This is a genomic window from Pseudosulfitobacter sp. DSM 107133 (genome assembly GCF_022788695.1).
Taxonomy (GTDB): domain Bacteria; phylum Pseudomonadota; class Alphaproteobacteria; order Rhodobacterales; family Rhodobacteraceae; genus Pseudosulfitobacter.
Map to the genome: position 1 here is coordinate 3,229,977 of NZ_CP085154.1, position 20,051 is coordinate 3,250,027.

Below are 20,051 nucleotides of genomic sequence, written 5' to 3' on the forward strand. Positions count from 1 at the left end.
AAATCCGTCGAACCCGTCACGCCGAAGGCGTGCCAATATTATTAAGCGCTCCTACGGAGCGACGGGCGGCAATTTCACTTCATTTCAGTGTCTTGGGCCGCTTGCAAATAGAACCACTATTGGCAGCACGACCCAAACCACTGAAATTTCGTGAAATTGCCGCTGACGGCGCAGGATTAATGGGTCCTGACCCTAGCGCAGCGCGTATAGGTCCACCTTGACCGAAGATTTGTTGCGCGCGCCGGTGCCCACAAACAGCGTGCGGTTCACCCAGTCATAGCGCGCATCGCCGGTTTCCAACCGCGCGTGGGTGCGCATGTAATAGTCTTCGGGCGGCACGGCCTCGCCACGGCCAAGGGCCGCAAGCACGTCGGGCGACCCGTCACGATAGCCGTAATTGATGATCTCGATAACCGCCCCGTCGTCCGTCTCCATCGCATAGCGGGTATCAAGCTCGGCCATGCCGGTGCTGAACAGGGTCTGCCAGTCGGCGCCCAGATTCAGGATCCTGCCATTCAATTGGGCGCCTGTCACAGTGCCGCCGATAATCGGGATGATGCGGCGCGTGCCTGCCCGTCCTTGCCCCATTTCACGGATCGGGCCCAGTTCGACATCCAGTGTACAGACATGTTCCAGCGTCGGTTTCAGTAATTTCATAGACAGGGCCCCTCGCTTCCGATAATTGTTAACCTAGTAAACGATCTCGCGCCTGTCCACATCGAACAGTGCGGCGATCCCATCGCATGAGGATGACATGACACGGACACACCGAAAAGCCCGCACCACTGATGCTGATCTGTCCGAAATGGCGCTGGAATCGCTGGTGGGGTACAATCTCAAGCGGGCCTATGTGGTGATGCAAAACGACTATCGCAAGGTGATGGGCGATGAAGGGCTCAGCCCGCGCGTTTTCTCGGCGCTGACATTTGTGGTCGAGACTCCGGACCTGACGCAAAGCGAACTGGCACGACGGCTGGGTATCGAGCGCTCGGGGCTGGTGGCGATCGTCGACGAACTGGAAGGGCGCGGATATTTGCACCGCGTTGCTGTTCCGCAGGACCGGCGCATTCAGGCGCTGTCACCGACCGACGCGGGTGTGCAGGCATATGATGCCGCGCTGGCGTTGATCCGCGACCACGAAAACAGAGTCTTGCACATGCTGAACGCCAAGGAGCGCGCGCAGCTTGTGCATCTGCTGAAGAAGATCAGGGAAATCGGAGAGTGATCCAATGAGCATTTGGAAAGACAGCATCGCTGTCGTAACAGGCGGGGCTTCGGGCCTGGGGGCGGCCACGGCGCGTGCATTGGCCGAAACGGGTATGAAGGTCGCGGTATTCGATCTGAACAAGGACGCGGGCGACGCATTGGCCGCCGAACTGGGCGGCATGTTTCACAGCGTCGATGTCTCGGATCCGGCCAGCGTCGCCGCCGGACTGGACGCGGTACAGGCGCAGCTGGGCACACCGCGTGTGCTGGTCAACTGCGCGGGCATCGGCCCTGCGGCCAAGACCGTGTCGCGTGGCGAAGCGCATGATCCTGCGGTGTTCGACAAGACCATTCGCGTCAACCTGATGGGCACCTTCAATTGCGCCAGCCAGGTTGCCGCCCGCATGGTTGCTGCCGATCCCGTCGCACCGGATGGCGCGCGCGGCGTGATCATCAACACGGCGTCGGTTGCCGCCTATGACGGGCAGATCGGGCAAGTGGCCTATGCCGCCTCCAAGGGCGGTATCGTGGGCATGACCCTGCCCATGGCCCGCGATCTGGCGGACAAGGGCGTGCGGGTCTGCACCATTGCGCCGGGTCTGTTCCTGACGCCGCTTCTGGAAGGGCTGCCACAGGACGTGCAGGATTCGCTGGGCAAGCAGGTGCCGTTCCCGTCGCGGCTGGGGCATCCGTCGGAATATGCCAAGCTGGCCTGTCACATCGTCGACAACCCGATGCTGAACGGCGAGGTCATCCGTCTGGATGGCGCCATCCGTATGGCACCAAGGTAAGGAAACGCTCCATGAACCAGCCACGCTTTTGGGCACCGACCTTTGCCTATGAAACCCGCGCCGACGGGACAGTGCTGATGTCCCAGACCGAGGCCTTGCCGGACCATCCGCAGCTGCTGGCCGACTATCTGGACCATTGGGCCAGCGCAGCCCCCGACCGCACCTGGATTGCCCGCCGTGGTGAAAACGGCGAATGGCGCAACATCTCTTACCAGCTTGCGCAGGACATGTGTCGCAGGTTGGGGGCGGCGTTGCTGGACCTCGGGCTGGGGCCGGACCGGCCCCTGCTGATCCTGTCGGAAAACAGTCTTGAGCACGCCCTTCTGGGAATGGCGGCCATCTATGTCGGCGTGCCCTATGCGCCTTTGGCCACCGCCTATTCGCTGGTGTCCGAGGACCATGGAAAGATCAAGGATATCGCGGCCACACTGAACCCCGGCGCTGTCTTTGCCGACGATGGGGCCGCCTATGCCAAGGCAATCGCGGCCATCGCCGCGGACGGGCGTGCGGTGATCAACGTCCGGAATGTGGCGGCGGGATCGCTGTCGTTTGACGCCTTGCTGGAAACGCACCCGGCCGGTGCCACCGACGCCCGCGCCGCCCTGACACCGGAAACAGTGGCGAAATACCTGTTCACCTCGGGATCGACCGGATCGCCCAAGGCCGTGATCAACACCAATGCCATGATCTGCGCCAGTCAGGCGATGGTGCGCGATTGCTATCGCTTTCTGACCGACCAGCCCCCCGTGGTGCTGGACTGGGCCCCGTGGAACCACACGGCTGCGGGCAATAAGGTCAGCTATCTGGTGCTGACCAACGGCGGCACCTATTACATTGACGACGGCCGCCCTGTTCCGGGCAAATTTGCCGAAACCCTGCGCAACCTGCGCGACATCTCGTGCACATGGTATTTCAACGTGCCGGTTGGCTATGACATGCTGGTCGAGGAAATGGAGACCGACCCGGAGCTTGCGCGCACCTTCTTTGCCGATCTGGGCATGTTGTTCTATGCGGGTGCCAGCATGTCGCAACGCACATGGGACCGCCTGTCGGCGCTTGGTCGCAAGGTCACGGGCCGTGATGTTCTGCTGGCAACCGGACTGGGGGCCACCGAAACCGCGCCCTTTGCGCTGGCGATCACCGACGTACAGGACCGTTCGGGCAACGTCGGCGTGCCCGCGCGCGGGCTGACGCTGAAACTGGTGCCGAATGCAGGCAAGCTTGAAGCGCGGATCAAGGGCCCCAGCATCATGCCCGGATATTATGGCGATGCAGCCAAAACAGCCGAGGTCTTTGACGAGGACGGCTTTTACTGCTTTGGCGACGCGCTGCGCCCTGCCGACCCCGACGATTTTTCCAAAGGGTTCTTTTTCGACGGGCGACTGGCCGAGAATTTCAAGCTGACCACTGGAACATGGGTCGCGGTGGGTGCTGTGCGCGCCACTTTGGTCGATGCCATGCACGGGTTGATCCGCGATGCGGTGATTGTGGGCGAAGATCAGGCGCAATTGGGGGCCTTGCTGTGGCTGTCAGAGAAGGCGGCGGCGATGGATGCCGACACTTTGGCGGTGCAACTGCAAGAGCATCTGAGCACAGCAGCCGCCAATGCCACCGGCTCGGCCAGCCGCATCCGCCGTGCGGTGGTGCTGGACGAACCGCCCAGCCTTGACGCAGGCGAGATCACCGAAAAGGGATCACTGAACCAGCGCGCGATGCGGGCGGGACGTCCGGCGCTGGTCGAGAAACTGTATGCAGGGGGCGACGGCGTGTTCATCGCCTGAACCACGCTGCCAGAAACCAGAAACGCCGCGCCTTACCAGCGCGGCGTTTTGCTTTTTGCGGTCCGTGTCTGCCCTGCTAAGGCACCAGATAGTCAATCAGCCAGACCAGCGACAGGGTGATGGCCGGAAAGGCTGTCAGGATCACCACGCGGATCATGTCTGTCAGCACAAACGGCATGGCCCCGCGATAGGTTTGCCCGATGGGAATATCGCGCGCCATCGAGTTGATGATGAACAGGTTCATCCCCACAGGCGGAGTGATCAGCCCCACCTCGACGACGATCAGAACCAGAATGCCGAACCACAGGCCAAAGTCGTTGGGGGACATGCCAAAGTCCAGCACGGACATGATCGGATAGATGATCGGCACCGTCAGCAGCACCATCGACAGCGAATCCATGATGCAGCCAAAGACCAGATACATCACCAGAACGGCGGTCAGGATCAGCCAGGGGTTCAGCCCCTGTTCCGCCACCCATACCGATGACATCTGCGGCAATTGGGTCAGCGCCAGAAAGCTGTTGTACAGACCCGCGCCAAGGATAATCAGAAAGATCATCGCGGTAGAGGACGCCGTGGACAGGATCGCCTGTTTCAGTTTGTCCCACGACATCTGCCCCGACGCGACACTGATCAGTCCGGTGCCTGCCGCGCCCACGGCGGCAGCTTCGGTCGGAGTGAAGAAACCAAGATAGATGCCCCCCACGACCACAAGGAAAATCGTCAGCACCGGCCAGACCTTGCCCAGCGCCACCATCCGCTCTGACCATGGCACGCGCGGGCGCACTGTGGCTGCGTTGGGCGACACGCGCACCCAGATCGAGATAGCAATCATATAGCCTGCAGCGGCCAGAATGCCGGGGATCAGGGCGGCAACGAACAGCTTTTCAATGTTCTGTTCCGCCAGAATGGCATAGATCACCAAGATCACAGAAGGCGGGATCAGGATGCCCAGCGTCCCCCCCGCCGCCAGTGCGCCGGTGGACAGCGAACCGGGATAGCCGTAGCGGCGCAATTCCGGCAGGGCCACCTGCCCCATCGTCGCTGCCGTCGCCAGCGAAGATCCGCAAATCGCACCAAAGCCTGCACAAGCGCCAATGGCCGACATCGCCACGCCACCGCGCCGTTGGCCCAGAAAGCTTTCGGCGGCGCGGAACAGTGATGCCGACATACCCGACAGGGTGGCAAACTGGCCCATCAGCAGGAACAGCGGGATAATGGAGAACGAATAGTTCGAGAACGTGCCATAGGTCAGCGTTTTCAGCTGGTTCATCATCATCATCGGTGAACCGATCACCAGATACGCGCCGCCAAAGCCCACCGCCAGCATCGCCAATGCAATCGGGATACGGATAAAAATCAGGATCAACAGGACCGGAAACGACCACAGCGCCAGTTCAAAATTGCTCATATGCCGGGCTCCTCCGTTGGATCAGAGTGTCCGCTCAGCCCGCGCAGCGACCGGATCACACAAAAAATGGCGACCAAAGCAAAAGCCACTGCACCGACAAGGCTGGCAGCATAGCCCCACCAGACAGGCAGCTGCATGATGAACGTCGTCTCGCCGTAGCGCAGCTTGTCGAGCATCCCAAGGTACAGCCGCCATGCGATCAGCATTGCAGCCACAAACATCCCAAGATCGACAACCACGTCCAGCAGGCGGTTCAGCGCCGCCCCGAAAACAGGTTTGAACAGGTCAACCGCCGCATGGCTGCGCTTTAGCTGGCACCAGGGAAGAAAGGCGAAAATCGCCGCCCCCACACCGATTTCGGTCATATCGTAAATGCCTTTGATTGGACCAACACCGATGTCCAGAGGCAACAGCACCCGCCCTGCGATCGACACGCAGGTCAGCACGACCACAACCAACAGGGCCAATCCCCCCAGCAACGCCATCCAGCGCGCCAGCGTTTCGGCAGATCTATAAAGTGTCACATACATGGATGTCGCCCCGCAGGTGGCAGGCGGCGTGCCCCAATCGGCACGCCGCGCCAAACCTTAGTTGGAGTATTGGTCGATCAGCCCTTTGGCCTGATCAATCAGGGCCTGACCGTCGATGCCCTTGGCGTCCATGTCGGCCACCCAGCGGTCAATCACGGGCTGTGCCGCTTCTTTCCAGCGGGCCACCTCGGCTTCGTCCAGTTGCACGATGGTGTTGCCAGCAGCGACAGCAATATCGCGCCCCGGCTTGTCGTACTCAAACATCACTTCGGCCGCAAAGGTCGACAGGGCAGCGCCGGATTTTTCGTCCAGAATGGCCTTGAGATCATCCGGCAGGGCATCGTATTTGGCCTTGTTCATCACCAGGACGATCGTCGCGGTGTACAGCGCTTCGTCACCCGAGAATTCGGCGTGATTGCTGACCAGCTCTGACAAACGCACCGCAGGTGTCACTTCCCACGGGATCACGGTGCCGTCGATCACGCCCTTGGACAGCGCCTCGGGGATCGCGGGCAGTGGCATGCCGACGGGGGTGGCCCCCAGTTCGGACAGCATGTCGTTGATCACGCGGGTCGGGCCGCGCAGGGTCTTGCCCTTCATGTCCTCCAGCTTGGTCACCGGGTCCTTGGTGTGGATCACACCGGGGCCGTGTACCCATGCGCCCAGAACCTTGACGTCCTGATATTCGCTTTCCTGAAAGTCGCTTTCGACCATTTCCCAGAACGCACGCGAGGTGCCGACGGGGTTCTTCATCATGAACGGCAGTTCAAACACTTCGGTGCGCGGATAACGGCCCGGTGTATAGCCCACAACCGTCATCGCCAGATCGACGACTCCGTCGCGCGCCTGATCCAGCAACTCGGGCGGGCGCCCGCCCAATGCCATGGCGTCAAAGTGTTGAATGACGATGCGGCCATCGGATGCCGCTGTCACTTCTTCGCCCCAAGGCTTGAGGATTTTCGCAGGCACAGTGGCCACGGGGGGCAAGAACTGGTGCAGACGCAAAGTGACCTCTTGCGCGAAGGCCAATCCCGGCAACATTGCGACAGCCGCAGCTGCGCCAATCAATAGTGTCCGTTTGTTCATCTTGTTTCCTCCCTGAAGATGCTTGTTGTTACCAGCTTTTCTGGCTTATTTGCGGAAATCCGGCGGGCGCTTCTCTAAAAATGCACGCAGCCCTTCCTGAGCCCCCTCCGATGTCTGCGACATCGCCGCAGACAGGCTCTCGGTGAACAGGCCGTCCGAGCGGGACATATCACCAATGCGCCCGATGGCCTGAATCATCAAGTAGTTCGAGAACGGCGCGTTGCCTGCAATTTCGCGCGCCAGCTTTTTCGCCAGTGGCAGTGCCTCGCCCTCACCGACCGAATAATGGGCCAGCCCCATACGCAGGCCGTCTTCAGCCCCGTAATTGCGGCCCGTCAGCATCATTTCACGCATGCGGTCCGCACCAATGATACGGCCCACGCGCACGGTCGCCCCGCCGCCGACAAAGATGCCGCGACGTCCTTCGGGCAGCTGGAAACGCACCGATGGCTCGGCAATACGCACATGCGCCGACGTGGCGATTTCCAGACCGCCACCAATCACAGCACCGGTCATTGCCGCGACAACCGGAAGACCACCGTATTCAATGGCGTCTGACACACGGTGCCAGTTGCGTGAATGGTAAACGGTCTCTTCGGGGTTGCGATGTTCGTGTTCCGACAGGTCCAGACCCGAGCAGAAATGGCCGCCTTCGCCGTACAACACCACTGCGCGCACACCTTCAGGCGGCTTGGAAAAGAAGTCATCCAACGCCGAGATCAGCGCATCGTTCATCGCATTGCGCTTTTCAGGTCGGTCAAAGATGATGGTTGCAATCTCGCCTTCGATTTCGATGCGGGTCACGTTTGTCTTGGCTGAGTTTGCGGCCACGAGAATCCCCTCCCTTTCAAAAATAGTGTTAAAAGTGTTATAGACTGTAATTGTTACACAGCATAGCGTTTTTTGGTGATATACTGATGACGCAACCCGAGGGAGGATTGATTCTTGGTAGACTTTGCATCCGTTCGCGCAATCGACTTTCACACGCATGCGGAAGAGCCGTGCTGCGACCACCGCGATGATGGCTATAACGAATTTCAGGCCGGCATGGCCGCCTATTTCAAGAATCCGGCAGGCGCCAAGGGCATGTTGCCCACGGTGCAGGACACCGCAAACTACTATCGTGAACGCAACATTGCGGCCGTGATCTTTCCTGTGGACGCCGAGCGCGAGACCGGCTTTCGCCGCTATTCCAACGAAGAAGTCGCAGGTATCTGCGCCGAGAATGACGACATCCTGATCCCCTTTGCCTCGGTTGATCCGCACAAAGGCAAGGCAGGCGCACGCGAAGTGCGCCGTCTGGTACGGGACTTTGGCGTGCGCGGGTTCAAGTTTCACCCGACCATGCAGGGCTTTTTCCCGAATGACCGCGAGGCGTGCTATACCGTGCTGGAAGCCTGCGCCGAAGAGGGGGTGATTACCCTGTTTCACACCGGCCAAACCGGCGTGGGCTCGGGGATGCCCGGAGGAATGGGGATGCGCCTGAAGTATTCCAATCCGATGTATCTGGATGATGTGGCGGTGGATTTCCCCGACATGAAAATCATTCTGGCCCACCCCTCGTTCCCCTGGACCGAGGAAGGTCTGGCCGTCGCCCAGCACAAGCCCAACGTCTATTACGACATGTCCGGCTGGTCGCCCAAGTATTTCCCGGAAACATTTATCCGCTATGCCAACTCGATCCTGAAAAAGAAGATGTTGTTCGGATCGGACTGGCCCGCGATCACGCCCGACCGCTGGCTGGCCGACTTCGAGGCCGCCCCCTTCAAGGACGAAGTGCGCCCGCTGATCCTGAAGGAAAATGCGATGCGCCTGCTGGGGGAAACTGTCTAGGCATACGCAAGAACCGAGACACAGAGTATCTGGGAGGAAAACTGTGATGTTCAAGACAATGGGAACGGCTGCCTTGATGTGCGGCACGGCCACGCTGGCCATGGCACAGATGCAATGCGAAGGATTGACGCCCGAAGCCCTGGGCCTGAGCGGCGTCACCTTTAGCGAAGTGGCAGCGGTGCCAGCAGGCGATGACAGCCCCGCCGCCCAATGCCGCATCCGTGCCACGACCGCCGAACGCACCGGCGCCGACGCGCGCGACTATGCGCTGCGGTTTGAACTGGCCCTGCCGGATGTCTGGAACGGCGATTACGTCCACCAGTTCAACGGCGGCAACGACGGCGAGGTCAAGCCAGCCACCGGCGGCATGGGGGCCGGCACAGGTGAACAGACACCGCTGGCACACGGTTTTGCGGTTGTATCCTCGGACGCGGGTCATGATGGCAAGGCTGTTACGGATGCAGGCCTTGCCGGTGGCGCGCGCTTTGGGTTCGATTTCGAGGCACGGCAGATGTACGGCTACAAGGCCGTGGCGTTGCTGGACCCGCTGGCCCGCCAGATCGTCGAAGCCTATTACGACAATGAAATCGGCCACAGCTATGGCGTCGGGTGCTCAAACGGTGGACGGCACGCAATGGTCGCCGCGTCGCGGATGCCGCAGGCCTTTGACGGTCTGCTGATCGGCGCGCCGGGCTACAACCTGCCCAAGGCGGCGCTGCAACATGCGGTGGATGTACAGGCGCTGACAGCCGTAACAGGCGATCTGGCCACCGCCTTTAGCGCCGCAGATCTGCAAACGGTTGCCAACGGCATCCTTCAAGCCTGCGATGCACTGGACGGGATCGCGGACGGGCTGGTCATGGACACTGCCGCCTGTCAGGCCAGCTTTGACAGCGCGGCCCTGCAATGCACCGACGGGCAGAATTCGGCCTGTCTGTCGCCGGAACAGGTCACGGCGCTGAACACCATTCACGCAGGCACCGCCGATGGCGGCACGCCGTTCTACAGCGATTTTCCATGGGACACCGGGATCGCGGGCGGCGGCTGGCGGTTCTGGAAACTGGAAAGCCCGATCCCGCCCTGGGGCAAGAAACCGATCATCGCGGTGATGGGATCGGCGTCACTGGCACAGATCTTCACCACACCACCGACGGAAGTGGCAGGCGACCCCGCCGCGCTGGAGCAATTCCTGCGGGATTTTGACCTGTCTGCCCGCGCGGACGAGATCTTTGCCACCAGCGACGCCTTTCCTGAATCGGCAATGCAAGTGATGACCCCGCCCGGATCGGACAATCCCGAACTGGCGGCCTTTCGCGATGCAGGCGGCAAGATGATGCTGTTTCACGGCGTGTCTGATCCGGTGTTTTCGGTCAATGACACGGCGAACTGGTACAGCAAGCTGGATGCCAACAACGGCGGCAGCGCGGCTGATTTCGCCAAATTCTACCCTGTTCCCGGCATGACCCATTGTTCGGGCGGCCCAGCGGTCGAGGGTTTCGACATGTTCGCAGAGCTGGTGGCCTGGGTCGAAAACGACATGGAACCGCAGGTCGTGACCGCAACGGCACGCGCGTCGAACCGTGATCTGCCCGAGGCATTGGCCGACACTTCGCGCCCGCTGTGTCCGGCCCCGCAGGTCGCCCGCTACACCGGCAGCAATCCCGCCATGGCGGACAGCTTTACCTGCCAATAACACCACTGCGCAGGGGGCCATCCCCTGCGCCTCACCGTATGACGAAAGAACCCGCTATGACCACGCTTGCCCCTTTGGATGAAAGCATCACGCTGGACCAGCTGGATCGCGATCCCTACCCGATCTACCGCCGCCTGCGCGCCGAAGCGCCGGTGCTGCGCGTCAAGGCCGCGGGTCGCACACTGCTGACCAAGGCCGAAGACACCAAATACGTCAAGGACACACCGGAAATCTTCAGCTCGGACGATCCCAATACGCCGATGAAGCGGGCCTTTCAGGCGCATACGCTGATGCGCAAGGACGGCGAGGCCCACAAGCGCGAGCGCATGGCGATGGCGCCTGCCTTTGCGCCCAAGGTCATCATGAACGACTGGATGCCGCGCTATCGCCAGATCGCAGAAGACTATGTCTCGCGCCTGCCACGCGGCGAGGTGGTCGACATATTCCCTGCGCTCGCAGGCCCTTATGCCGCGCGCGGTCTGGCCGTGCTGCTGGGGCTGGACGGGCCGGACGGGGCCACGGACGACCAGATGCAACATTGGTCGCAGGCCCTGATCAACGGTGCGGGCAACTTTGGCTGGAAGGACGAACCCTTTGCCATTTCCGATCAGGCCAACACCGAGATGAACGCGCTGATGGACAGCCTGCAAGACCGCCACCGTGCCAACCCGAACAATTCGGCACTGTCGGTGATGCTGAACGCGGATGATCCCATCGAGATGAGCCAGATCTATTCCAACATCAAGATCGCCATCGGCGGCGGCATCAACGAACCGCGCGATGCGCTGAACACGATCATCTACGGCCTGCTGACCAATCCCGACCAGCTGGAAGAGGTCAAACGCAACGCCGACTGGGACAAGGCGTTCGAGGAAGGTGTGCGCTGGGTCGCCCCCATTCAGGCCTCGGCCCGGCTGGTACTGGAAGACACGGAAATTCGCGGTTATCACATCCCAAAGGGCGACACGGTGATGACCATTCAGGCCAGCGCCTGCCGTGACGAAGACCTGTACGAGAACGGCGAGGATTTCATCGTGTACCGCGACAAGAACCAGCATCAGGCCTTTGGCAACGGCCCGCACTTTTGCCAGGGCACCCATGTGGCGCGCCGCGCCGTGGGGCAAGTGATGCTGCCACTGCTGTTTGACCGTTTTCCAAACATGAGCATCCCCAACACCGACGACGTGATCTGGCGCGGCTTCGGCTTTCGCGGGCCGGTGCAAATTCCGGTGCTGTTGAATTGACCCGTGTTCTGATTGCAGGCGGCGGCATCGGCGGGCTGTCTCTGGCGCTGACATTGCACCAGATCGGCGTGCCCTGCACCGTGTTCGAAAGCGTGCGCAGCCTGCGCCCGCTGGGGGTGGGCATCAACATCCAGCCCAACGCGGTGCGCGAGCTGTTCGACATGGGGCTGACGGGTGATGATCTGGACAGCGTCGGCGTGCCCGCGCGCGAATGGGCAATGGTCGGGCTGAACGGTCAGGACATCTATGCCGAACCCCGCGGGCTAGAGGCCGGATACAACTGGCCGCAGTACGCCATGCACCGTGGTGAATTCCACATGTTGCTGGCACGGATCTTGCGGGAGCGCGCGGGCGACGATGCAATCCGGCTGGGCGCCAGGGTCACCGGTTATGAAAAGCACGATGACGGCACCGTCACCGCACTGATCGAACACGCTGACGGCCGTACATCGCGCGAGGACGGCACACTGCTGATCGGTGCCGACGGCATCCACAGCCGCGTGCGCGCCCAGATGCACCCCGACCAGCCGCCGATCCACTGGGGCGGTGCCGTGATGTGGCGCGGGACAACGCTGGCCAAACCGATCCGCACCGGTTCGTCCTTTGTGGGTTTGGGCACGCACCGTCAGCGCATGGTGATCTATCCGATCTCGCACCCTGATCCCGACACCGGCCTGGCCCTGATCAACTGGATTGCCGAAGTCACGATGGACGACCCCGCCGCGCGCGCCGACATCGGGTGGTTCCGCGAGGTGCCGATTGACGATTTTGCCCACCATTTTAACGATTGGGTCTATGACTGGCTGGACGTGCCTGCGCTGATCCGCGGCGCGGACAGCGCCTATGAGAACCCGATGATCGACCGTGATCCGGTGTCCAGCTGGGTCGATGGCCCTGTGGCGCTGATGGGCGATGCGGCGCACGCGATGTACCCCACGGGATCGAACGGCGCGAGCCAGGCGGTGATCGACGCGCGCATGATGGGCGCGGCCTTTGTCCAGCACGGCGTGAGCGCGCAGGCGCTGAGCGCCTATGACGCGCAACTGTGCGGCCCGATTTCCGAGCTGATCCTGCGCAATCGCGGAGCGGGGCCTTTCGGCCTGCTGAACATGCTGAACGCGCGTTCGGGCGGGGAATACGAAAACATCGACGACGTGATCCCGCCCGCTGAACGGCAAGAGTTCATGGCCAAGTACAAGGCCGCTGCCGGCTTTGCCATCGAAACGCTGAACGCCGCGCCGCGCACGCTGCCCGATGGGGCGACGGTCAAACTCTAGACCGTCGCCTCGAACTCGGCGTAGGCCGCAGCGGTGTTGGCATCGTCCAGCAGCGCCTGCGCCACGGCGGGGCTGATGGTGAACGTGTCCTGTCCTTCGGCGGCCAGCCGCACCATCTGTTCCGGCGACCGCAGCGACGCCACAAGGATCGTACAACGCTTGTCGCCCGCGCCCTGTATCGCCTTCATCTGCGCCAGCGCGTCGTAGGCATCCATGCCCAGCCCGTCCATCCGCCCGAAATAGGGCGCGATGAAATCGGCCCCCAGTGCCTTGGCAACAAACATCTGTTTCGCGTCATAACAGGCGGTCATCAGAACCCGCCCGCCCAGGGCACGGATCGCGCCGGTGGCGCGGATCGCCGGTTCGACCAGCGGGATTTTCACCACGGTTTCAATTCCCGCAGCACGGCCCGCATCATAGAGTGCCCCCGCCCAGTCGACATAGTCGGTCACCGGACCGTAAACCTGCGCATGCAGCTCTTTCGCCCCCAGATCGCGGGCGCGGGTGGCCATCTGCGCCCAGTCGATTGCAGGATAATCGAGCCCGGCACGGGACGCCAATAGCGGGTTCGTGGTGATGCCGTGAAACAGCCCCGTGGGCATCAGCCTGTCCCAGGCCGTCACGTCGGCAGTGTCCAGATAGAGCGCCATTTGAATTGATCCTCAGCCAGCCAGTGCGGCGTCGATATCCGACCGGGACGGTGGGTTACAACCGGACTGTGCGCAATTCAGCGCAGCCGCCTGCCCCGCACGCGCCAGCAAGTGCTGCAAGTCAGCCTCGTCCAAGGCCTCGAGTGCTTCGGCGGTCAGTGAACCCCGCGCCGCAAGCGTCGCCAGCAAGGTCGCCATAAAGGTATCGCCCGCCCCCACCGTGTCCACCAGACGCGCAACCTTGGGGGCAGGCTGGGTCCAAGTGGCCGATTTCGCAAAGGCGGTTGCATCCTTCGGCCCGCGTGTCAGCACCACCATACCGGCAGAAGTTGTCGCAAGAAGAGCCGTGATCGCATCATCCTCGGACACATCGGGGTAAAGCCAGTCCAGATCCTCGTCGCTGAGTTTCAGCAGGTGCGCCACCTGCATCACCCGCCCCACCCGCGCCATATAGGCCGCGCGATCAAGGATCAGTGACGCCCGCACATTGGGATCAAACGACACGAATATGCCGCGCGCCGCAGCCTCGGCCATGGCCGCTGCCCACACATCGGCATCTGCGCCAGATGCCAGCGCCAGTGATCCGCAATGCAGCGCGCTCACCCCCTGTGGAATGCTCTGCCACAGACCCTCAGCCGTGATCTGGCGCTCGGCGGTGCCATCACGGTGAAAAGCATAGGTGGGTATGCCATGCACAAGCGTCACAACAGCGCGCGACGTCGGTTCCGGCCTGCGTGGGGCCGCGATATGCGCCCCCGAAGCCCTAAGCCGCTCGGCCAGCATATCGCCCAGATCATCGGTGGATATCGGCGTGACATAATGCGTCTCGACCTCTTGGCGCGCCAGCCCGACCGCAACATTGAACGGGGATCCGCCCGGCGCGGCATCAAACACCGGCGCACCGTTCTTTTCTCCGGTCTGGACGAAATCAATCAGGTTTTCACCGCCAATGGCGATCACGGCCTTGCCTGTCATCTGCTGGTTCCTCCCACTGGGCCCGACATGCGCTGCGCATGCAAAAAGCGGTGGAATCACCCGCGATGTCAATAATTAATTCAACTTGATTTAATTATTGACATGTTTGCGGCAATTGCGCTTGGCTCTGCGAGCAGGATAGGACCCCACGATGGCAGATAAGACACCTGAAAACGCGCAAAGGCCCTATAATGACCGTCTGTTTCTGCATCTGATCCGCAAGGCCGGGCAGATGAGCAAGGCCGAGCTGACCCGCGCCTCGGGTCTGTCAGCGCAATCTGCCAGCGTGATCGTGAACCGTCTGGTCGCTGACGGCTTTCTTCGTGCTGGCAAGGCAGTGCGTGGACGCATCGGGCAACCTTCGACGCCCTATCAGGTGAACCCCGACGGCGCGACGTCGATTGGCGTCAAGGTCGGGCGGCACACACTCGAAGTTGTCAGCATGGGGCTTGACTACCGCATTCAGAAACACATCACTCACCGCTATGCCTTTCCGCAACTGGCCGAATTGCGCCACAAGGTCACCGGCTCCGTCGCGGCCATGCTCGACCAGTTGCCCCCCACCGCAAGGGACCGTTTTATCGGCATCGGGCTGGCGCTGCCCGATCAACTGGCCGACTGGGAGGCCACCATCGGCGCGCCGCCCGAAGCGATGGCCGACTGGCGCGACAGTGATCTGGGGGCCGAACTTGCCGCGCGGTTTGACGTTCCACTGACCACGTTGAACGACGCAGCTGCGGCCTGCCTGGCTGAACTGGAAACCGGCAATCCAAGCGGCTTTGACAGCTTTGTCTATGTCTATGTCGGCACCTTCATTGGCGGCGGCATCGCTCTGGGCGGACGGTTGTTTACAGGGGGCGGAAAGGCGGGCGCCATCGGGTCGATGCCCGCCGTCGATCCGACCTCGGGGAAATTGCAGCAGATGATTGATTCAGGATCGCTGCAACAGCTTGAAACGCGCGCAGCCGCCGCAGGTCTGTCACCAGGCGTGTACACCGGAGCCGCCCCGCTGGACGCCCAGGCACAGGCGGTCTTTTACAGCTGGCTGATACCGGCAGCCGAGGCCATCGCCACAGCCTGCGTCAGCGCGCAGGCCTTTCTGGACCCGCAAGCGATCGTGATCGACACCAGCCTGTCACGGCCACTTAATGAAAAACTGGTCGCCGCCGTGCAAGCCGCCGCCCTGCGGCTGGATCAACGCGGGCTGGCACCGTTAAACATTGTGCGCGGCACGGCTGGGACAACCGCACGGGCAACCGGCAGTGGTATCGCACCATTTCAAGCCCGCTTTTCCGTCGATAGAGACGACTGACCGCCCCAGCCCCAGACGTCACGCCTTGATGTGATTGGCGCCATTTTGTGCGCAACAGACCGCATCGGCGTGCGCATCCCGGAATTGCGGCCCAAAACCCGGAAAACACAGCACAAGCCATTGACCTTCGCACCCCGCATAGTAAGTAGATAATATAATATGGTAACCATACTAATAGACCCATCAACATGTCCACCACGATCACCCCGCCCCCATCTGAAACCAAACTCATAGATCCCGACAGCCTGGGATTTCTGATCGGTGACATTGCCCGCCTGATGCGCGGCAACTTCGAGCGCGAGATTGAAAAAGTCGGCGTGCCTGTCACCACGTCCGAAGCGCGGGTTCTGGTACATATGGCCCGGTGCGGTGCAGCACGGCAGAATGTTCTGGCAGAATACCTCGGGCTTGCCCCGATGAGCGTGACCGGATTTCTGGACAATCTGGAAAGAGCCGGACTGGTTGTGCGCGCACCCGACCCCGCCGACCGGCGCGCAAAAATCGTCACGTTGACAGAAGCCGCCCAGGTCTTGCTGGATCGTATTGCCATCGCAGGGCAACAGGCCCGCGCCCGGGCGCTTGCCGGGCTGACCGACGATCAGGTAGCCGCCTTCAAATCGGCCGCCCTTGCCATACGCACGAACCTTGAAACCGCACGCACCGCATCCCGCACCGAGGCCGGATCATGACCACAAAGCCCATTATGTCCGAACGCAAGGTCAGCATCATCGGGGCCCTTCTGGTGGCCATCGGGCCGGTCTCGATGGCACTGTATACACCTGCGATGACCGAACTGGTGCACCACTTCAACACCAGTGAAGCCATCGTCAAGTTGACCCTGACACTGTATTTCGGCGGCTTTGCCTGTGCCCAACTCGTCGCCGGTCCGTTGTCAGACGCGCTGGGACGGCGGCCCGTAACCATTGCCTTCATGTCGCTTTATTGCGCTGCCAGCGTGCTGGCGATGCTGTCGCAATCAGTTGAACTTCTGATCGTTGCCCGCTTTTTCCAAGGTGTCGGTGCCTCTGTCGGCGTCGCGATTTCAAGGGCCCTGGTGCGCGATCTGTTCACCGGTGAAAAATCCTCGCGGATCATGAACCTGATCGGGATCATTCTGGCACTGGGGCCTGCCCTGTCACCCACAATCGGGGGGCTGTTGCTGGTGGTGTCCGGCTGGCGGTCGATCTTTGTGCTGATGACCGTTCTGGGCCTTTTCGTCATTGGCGTCACGATCTTTTCGATGAAAGAAACCGTGGCAGACGCACCCAAACGTCTGAATTTCCGGGCACTTGCGGGGTCCTACCGCACCTTGCTGACCAACCGGCGGTTCCTGACCACCTCTTTCGTGATTGGGGGCGCATTGGGTGCGGTCTATGCGCAGGCAACCTTTTTGCCGTTCATACTGATGCGCGACGTCGGCCTGTCCCCCTCGCAATTCGGCCTTTCGATGCTTGCCCAGTCAGGCGCGTTTCTTGCCGGTTCGATGTTGGTGCGCAGATTGATGACCCGTTATGGCGCTGAAAAGCTGGTTCTGCCCGGCCTGATATTCATCGCAGCGGGAAGCATCGGCACGGCAACACTGTTGATCTGGCCACCCAGCTTTTTGCATGTGATGGTGCCTGTCGCGTTTTATTCGTTCGGAATTTCCTTTGTCATGCCTGCAATGTCGACAGCGGCACTTGCCCCCTTTGGAAAAATGGCCGGCGCTGCGGCATCACTGTTGGGGTTCATCCAGATGGGCTCGGGCCTGTTGGTGGGCAGCATCGGCGCATTGCTGGGAGATGCGCTGTTTGCGATGGGCCTTCTGATCCCCATGATGGGTGCCTTTGCCTGCCTTTGCTATGGGCTGTACAGACGCCTGCCGCCTTACCGGCCCGAGCGCGCCGCCGCGGGTGCTGGTATGCCCCCGGGGCCGGTCATGGCTGCCCCTGAGCGTTAGGGTCTGGACCTGAGGTCGGGGTGCAGGCCACTTTCCTGTTCCCCCAAAGGCCCATATTTGCCAAGATGTTCGGAATATTATTAGCCGTCCGAATGTCGTGTAGGTTGAATGAGAGCCTCCTTTGTTTGATGCGGGATCGGTTTGTGAGAAGGCCCTGAAGCGTAATGGACCACGACATGAATAGACAAATGCCTTCACCCGCCACCAAGCCGCGCAAGTTCGCCTTTGCACTTGCGGTCTTTGCCGGCATTCTGGCACTGCTTGATCTGGGTTTGGGATGGGGCGCAGGGCTGGAGTTTTTCATCCGCATCCATCCGAGTTTTCCTGCGATGGTTCCCTCAACTGCGGTGTGTTTGCTGTCGGGAAGTCTGGGCCTGATCGCCATACACCAAAAGCAGAACCACTGGATTGCACGCGGCTGTGGCCTGTTTGTCGCGGCCATCGTCATTGCAAACTACCGACTGCCGCATTTCGATCTGGGACACGACGGCATGTCGATCGGCACAGCCTTGGCCTGCACGCTGATTGCGGTCTGTCTGGTGTTCAAGACACTGCCCGATCTGCCATTCGCCGGCAGATTGTTCCCCAAGACTTTGGGCCTCAGCATCGTGATGATTCCAACAATTGGATTCCTGTTCAACGCCAACGCGCTGTTCAACAATGCCATCTACACCCAAATGGCCCTGCACACGGCCATCGGCTTTGCGGCTCTGTTCATCGGATTTCTGCTGCTGGATTCCCAATCGGGTTGGGTGAAGGTGTTAACCTCGCCCGGCCTTGGCAGCCAGATGCTGCGCAACCTGCTGCCGTTCATCATTATGGTGCCGATTTCCCTGACAGGTCTGGCCCTGATCGCCTCGCATATGAATTATCTGTCTCCTGATCTGCGCGCCTCGTTTCTGGCCTACCTGATGATCTTGCTGCTGATGTCGGCCGCTATCTATTTTGCCCATGTTACCAATCAGGCGGAACAACGCGCCCTTCAGGCAGAAAAGCTGCAACGTGAAAGCGACCGCGCCCGGCAGGCGGCCGAAATCGCGTTGGAACGCGGTCAGAAAATCGAAGCGTTGGGCAAGCTTGTCAGCGGCGTGGCCCATGATTTCAACAACACGCTCTCGGTTGTTCTGGGGAACCTCCAGTTGCTTCAGGTCGACCCAGACACAGAGGCGCACCCCGGCTATCTCAGCGATTCAGTCGAAGCGGTGCAGCATGCCGCGCATCTGACGCGGCAATTGCTGTCCTATGGGCGCAAGTCACGGCTGGAACCGGTGCCTTCGGTGCTGGACGAACTGGTTGAAAAGACCCTGACAATGTTCCAGCGGCTGTGCCCTGCGAATATCTCGGTGACAACACAGCTTTCGACGCCCGACCTGATTGTTCAGGTGGATCAGGTCAATTTCCAACAGGCACTGCTGAACATATTGATCAATGCCAAAGACGCCCAACCGAACGGCGGGGCGATCATTGTCGGCAGTTCCACTCAGGAACTGGGCCGAGAAATCGTGGCAGGCTTTGGCGGCCCTGAGCATCTGTTCTCGGGCACCTTTGTCAGCGTCACTGTGGTCGACGCCGGGCCGGGCATGACAGCCCAAGAGCTGTCACGCGCCACCGAACCGTTCTTTACCACCAAACCCGTGGGCGAGGGCAGCGGCCTTGGGCTTTCGGTCGCATCGGGGTTCTGTCGCCAGTCGGGTGGCGGTATGACACTGTCCTCCGACCTCGGGCAGGGTCTGACCGTCACCATGTCCTTCCCGGTCTCGCCAGATGGCCCGAAGCGCGTTGTCGGAGGAGAACAGCAGGTTGAGCACAGCGAATCGCTGAGACATCAAATTCTGCTGGTTGACGACGACCCCAAAGTCACCCGCGTCATGGCACGCCAGCTTCAACTGGATGGCAACGAAGTAAAAGTTGCCGTGAATGCCGCACAGGCATTGTCCATGATGGAAAGAGGACCCGCACCCGATCTGGTAATCACCGATCTGGTCATGCCAGGAGACATGCAGGGCCACATGCTGGCCAAGGAGATCAGGGCGCGTTTCCCCAAAACCCATGTGGTGCTGATGTCGGGCTATGATTCCATCCGTCAACGCCAGACCGACAGCGAGGAGTGGAACGAACCGTTCTTGCAAAAACCGATCAACTGGATCCTCTTGCGCGAAGTTGCGGCATCGGTGCTGTCGCAGCCCCCCCGCAACTAGGCTAAGCGCGGCCAGCGCAAAGCCGCCGCGCCAGCCTGTGACATATCTGAATTTTTCTATCTGATGTGACGTTCTGGCGCGCGCGGGTTCGACATGGCAAATATTTACCAGCCAAGGCGGCCGGC

At 61.1% G+C, this 20,051-nt stretch carries 18 protein-coding genes; 11 read left to right on the forward strand and 7 right to left on the reverse strand.

All coding sequences use genetic code 11. From position 1 onward, the window contains the following. Nucleotides 1-192: 192 nt before the first annotated feature. Complete coding sequence (locus DSM107133_RS16110) at nucleotides 193-657, reverse strand: DUF3237 domain-containing protein (protein WP_114293126.1); 465 nt, start codon at nucleotides 655-657, stop codon at nucleotides 193-195. A 97-nt stretch (nucleotides 658-754) separates the two neighbouring features. Between DSM107133_RS16110 and DSM107133_RS16115 the strand changes: the two genes are divergently transcribed. The 3 genes from DSM107133_RS16115 to DSM107133_RS16125 are packed head-to-tail and all read left to right on the forward strand — an operon-like array spanning nucleotide 755 to nucleotide 3,778. Then, nucleotides 755-1,225, forward strand: a complete 471-nt coding sequence (locus DSM107133_RS16115; RefSeq protein ID WP_114293127.1) for a MarR family transcriptional regulator — start codon at nucleotides 755-757, stop codon at nucleotides 1,223-1,225. 4 nt (nucleotides 1,226-1,229) lie between these two features. Beyond that, nucleotides 1,230-1,997 (forward strand): SDR family NAD(P)-dependent oxidoreductase, encoded by a 768-nt coding sequence (locus DSM107133_RS16120; protein WP_114293128.1) that lies wholly within the window; start codon nucleotides 1,230-1,232, stop codon nucleotides 1,995-1,997. 11 nt (nucleotides 1,998-2,008) lie between these two features. Further along, nucleotides 2,009-3,778: a feruloyl-CoA synthase gene (locus DSM107133_RS16125; RefSeq protein WP_114293129.1), complete on the forward strand. Its 1,770-nt coding sequence runs from the start codon at nucleotides 2,009-2,011 to the stop codon at nucleotides 3,776-3,778. A gap of 76 nt (nucleotides 3,779-3,854) precedes the next feature. Here the strand turns inward: DSM107133_RS16125 and DSM107133_RS16130 are convergent, their stop codons facing one another. The 4 genes from DSM107133_RS16130 to DSM107133_RS16145 are packed head-to-tail and all read right to left on the reverse strand — an operon-like array spanning nucleotide 3,855 to nucleotide 7,636. Then, nucleotides 3,855-5,189 carry a TRAP transporter large permease gene (locus DSM107133_RS16130; RefSeq protein ID WP_114293130.1) on the reverse strand — a complete coding sequence of 445 codons (1,335 nt, stop codon included), beginning with the start codon at nucleotides 5,187-5,189 and terminating at the stop codon, nucleotides 3,855-3,857. Continuing rightward, nucleotides 5,186-5,719, reverse strand: coding sequence for a TRAP transporter small permease (locus tag DSM107133_RS16135; RefSeq protein ID WP_240310491.1), 534 nt, complete (start codon nucleotides 5,717-5,719; stop codon nucleotides 5,186-5,188). The genes DSM107133_RS16130 and DSM107133_RS16135 overlap by 4 nt, the downstream gene beginning before the upstream one ends. Nucleotides 5,720-5,776: 57 nt before the next feature. Beyond that, the gene (locus tag DSM107133_RS16140) at nucleotides 5,777-6,805 is read right to left on the reverse strand and encodes a TRAP transporter substrate-binding protein (RefSeq protein ID WP_114293131.1); all 1,029 of its coding nucleotides are present in this window, start codon (nucleotides 6,803-6,805) and stop codon (nucleotides 5,777-5,779) included. 45 nt (nucleotides 6,806-6,850) lie between these two features. Continuing rightward, nucleotides 6,851-7,636: a crotonase/enoyl-CoA hydratase family protein gene (locus tag DSM107133_RS16145; protein ID WP_240310492.1), complete on the reverse strand. Its 786-nt coding sequence runs from the start codon at nucleotides 7,634-7,636 to the stop codon at nucleotides 6,851-6,853. A gap of 114 nt (nucleotides 7,637-7,750) precedes the next feature. Between DSM107133_RS16145 and DSM107133_RS16150 the strand changes: the two genes are divergently transcribed. Genes DSM107133_RS16150 through DSM107133_RS16165 form a run of 4 tightly spaced genes read left to right on the forward strand, consistent with a single transcriptional unit; the run spans nucleotide 7,751 to nucleotide 12,852 of the window. Beyond that, nucleotides 7,751-8,638, forward strand: a complete 888-nt coding sequence (locus tag DSM107133_RS16150; protein WP_114293132.1) for an amidohydrolase family protein — start codon at nucleotides 7,751-7,753, stop codon at nucleotides 8,636-8,638. A 46-nt stretch (nucleotides 8,639-8,684) separates the two neighbouring features. Next, entirely contained in the window at nucleotides 8,685-10,331 is a 1,647-nt protein-coding gene (locus tag DSM107133_RS16155) for a tannase/feruloyl esterase family alpha/beta hydrolase (RefSeq protein WP_162792002.1), read from the forward strand. 56 nt (nucleotides 10,332-10,387) lie between these two features. Continuing rightward, nucleotides 10,388-11,575 carry a cytochrome P450 gene (locus tag DSM107133_RS16160; RefSeq protein ID WP_114293134.1) on the forward strand — a complete coding sequence of 396 codons (1,188 nt, stop codon included), beginning with the start codon at nucleotides 10,388-10,390 and terminating at the stop codon, nucleotides 11,573-11,575. Beyond that, nucleotides 11,572-12,852 (forward strand): flavin-dependent oxidoreductase, encoded by a 1,281-nt coding sequence (locus tag DSM107133_RS16165; protein ID WP_240310493.1) that lies wholly within the window; start codon nucleotides 11,572-11,574, stop codon nucleotides 12,850-12,852. Before DSM107133_RS16160 ends, DSM107133_RS16165 begins: the two co-directional genes overlap by 4 nt. Here the strand turns inward: DSM107133_RS16165 and DSM107133_RS16170 are convergent. Together DSM107133_RS16170 and DSM107133_RS16175 are read right to left on the reverse strand one after the other, a co-directional pair. Next, nucleotides 12,849-13,502, reverse strand: a complete 654-nt coding sequence (locus DSM107133_RS16170; protein ID WP_114293135.1) for a transaldolase family protein — start codon at nucleotides 13,500-13,502, stop codon at nucleotides 12,849-12,851. The two genes, DSM107133_RS16165 and DSM107133_RS16170, sit on opposite strands and share 4 nt — an antisense overlap. A 12-nt stretch (nucleotides 13,503-13,514) precedes the next feature. After that, entirely contained in the window at nucleotides 13,515-14,477 is a 963-nt protein-coding gene (locus DSM107133_RS16175; RefSeq protein WP_205387800.1) for a carbohydrate kinase, read from the reverse strand. A 151-nt stretch (nucleotides 14,478-14,628) separates the two neighbouring features. Between DSM107133_RS16175 and DSM107133_RS16180 the strand changes: the two genes are divergently transcribed. From DSM107133_RS16180 to DSM107133_RS16195, 4 genes are all read left to right on the forward strand, one after another. After that, nucleotides 14,629-15,789 (forward strand): ROK family transcriptional regulator, encoded by a 1,161-nt coding sequence (locus DSM107133_RS16180; protein WP_114293136.1) that lies wholly within the window; start codon nucleotides 14,629-14,631, stop codon nucleotides 15,787-15,789. A 188-nt stretch (nucleotides 15,790-15,977) separates the two neighbouring features. Continuing rightward, complete coding sequence (locus DSM107133_RS16185; RefSeq protein ID WP_114293137.1) at nucleotides 15,978-16,478, forward strand: MarR family winged helix-turn-helix transcriptional regulator; 501 nt, start codon at nucleotides 15,978-15,980, stop codon at nucleotides 16,476-16,478. Next, nucleotides 16,475-17,728, forward strand: coding sequence for a multidrug effflux MFS transporter (locus DSM107133_RS16190; RefSeq protein WP_114293138.1), 1,254 nt, complete (start codon nucleotides 16,475-16,477; stop codon nucleotides 17,726-17,728). The genes DSM107133_RS16185 and DSM107133_RS16190 overlap by 4 nt, the downstream gene beginning before the upstream one ends. Nucleotides 17,729-17,904: 176 nt before the next feature. Next, nucleotides 17,905-19,926, forward strand: coding sequence for a response regulator (locus tag DSM107133_RS16195; protein WP_162792003.1), 2,022 nt, complete (start codon nucleotides 17,905-17,907; stop codon nucleotides 19,924-19,926). Nucleotides 19,927-20,051 lie beyond the last annotated feature (125 nt).

Bases quoted from the DNA above. Each gene is read 5' to 3' on its own strand.
- DSM107133_RS16110 (WP_114293126.1), bottom strand. From the start codon at position 657: ATGAAATTACTGAAACCGACGCTGGAACATGTCTGTACACTGGATGTC.
- DSM107133_RS16115 (WP_114293127.1), top strand. From the start codon at position 755: ATGACACGGACACACCGAAAAGCCCGCACCACTGATGCTGATCTGTCC.
- DSM107133_RS16120 (WP_114293128.1), top strand. From the start codon at position 1,230: ATGAGCATTTGGAAAGACAGCATCGCTGTCGTAACAGGCGGGGCTTCG.
- DSM107133_RS16125 (WP_114293129.1), top strand. From the start codon at position 2,009: ATGAACCAGCCACGCTTTTGGGCACCGACCTTTGCCTATGAAACCCGC.
- DSM107133_RS16130 (WP_114293130.1), bottom strand. From the start codon at position 5,189: ATGAGCAATTTTGAACTGGCGCTGTGGTCGTTTCCGGTCCTGTTGATC.
- DSM107133_RS16135 (WP_240310491.1), bottom strand. From the start codon at position 5,719: ATGTATGTGACACTTTATAGATCTGCCGAAACGCTGGCGCGCTGGATG.
- DSM107133_RS16140 (WP_114293131.1), bottom strand. From the start codon at position 6,805: ATGAACAAACGGACACTATTGATTGGCGCAGCTGCGGCTGTCGCAATG.
- DSM107133_RS16155 (WP_162792002.1), top strand. From the start codon at position 8,685: ATGTTCAAGACAATGGGAACGGCTGCCTTGATGTGCGGCACGGCCACG.
- DSM107133_RS16160 (WP_114293134.1), top strand. From the start codon at position 10,388: ATGACCACGCTTGCCCCTTTGGATGAAAGCATCACGCTGGACCAGCTG.
- DSM107133_RS16170 (WP_114293135.1), bottom strand. From the start codon at position 13,502: ATGGCGCTCTATCTGGACACTGCCGACGTGACGGCCTGGGACAGGCTG.
- DSM107133_RS16175 (WP_205387800.1), bottom strand. From the start codon at position 14,477: ATGACAGGCAAGGCCGTGATCGCCATTGGCGGTGAAAACCTGATTGAT.
- DSM107133_RS16180 (WP_114293136.1), top strand. From the start codon at position 14,629: ATGGCAGATAAGACACCTGAAAACGCGCAAAGGCCCTATAATGACCGT.
- DSM107133_RS16185 (WP_114293137.1), top strand. From the start codon at position 15,978: ATGTCCACCACGATCACCCCGCCCCCATCTGAAACCAAACTCATAGAT.
- DSM107133_RS16190 (WP_114293138.1), top strand. From the start codon at position 16,475: ATGACCACAAAGCCCATTATGTCCGAACGCAAGGTCAGCATCATCGGG.
- DSM107133_RS16195 (WP_162792003.1), top strand. From the start codon at position 17,905: ATGAATAGACAAATGCCTTCACCCGCCACCAAGCCGCGCAAGTTCGCC.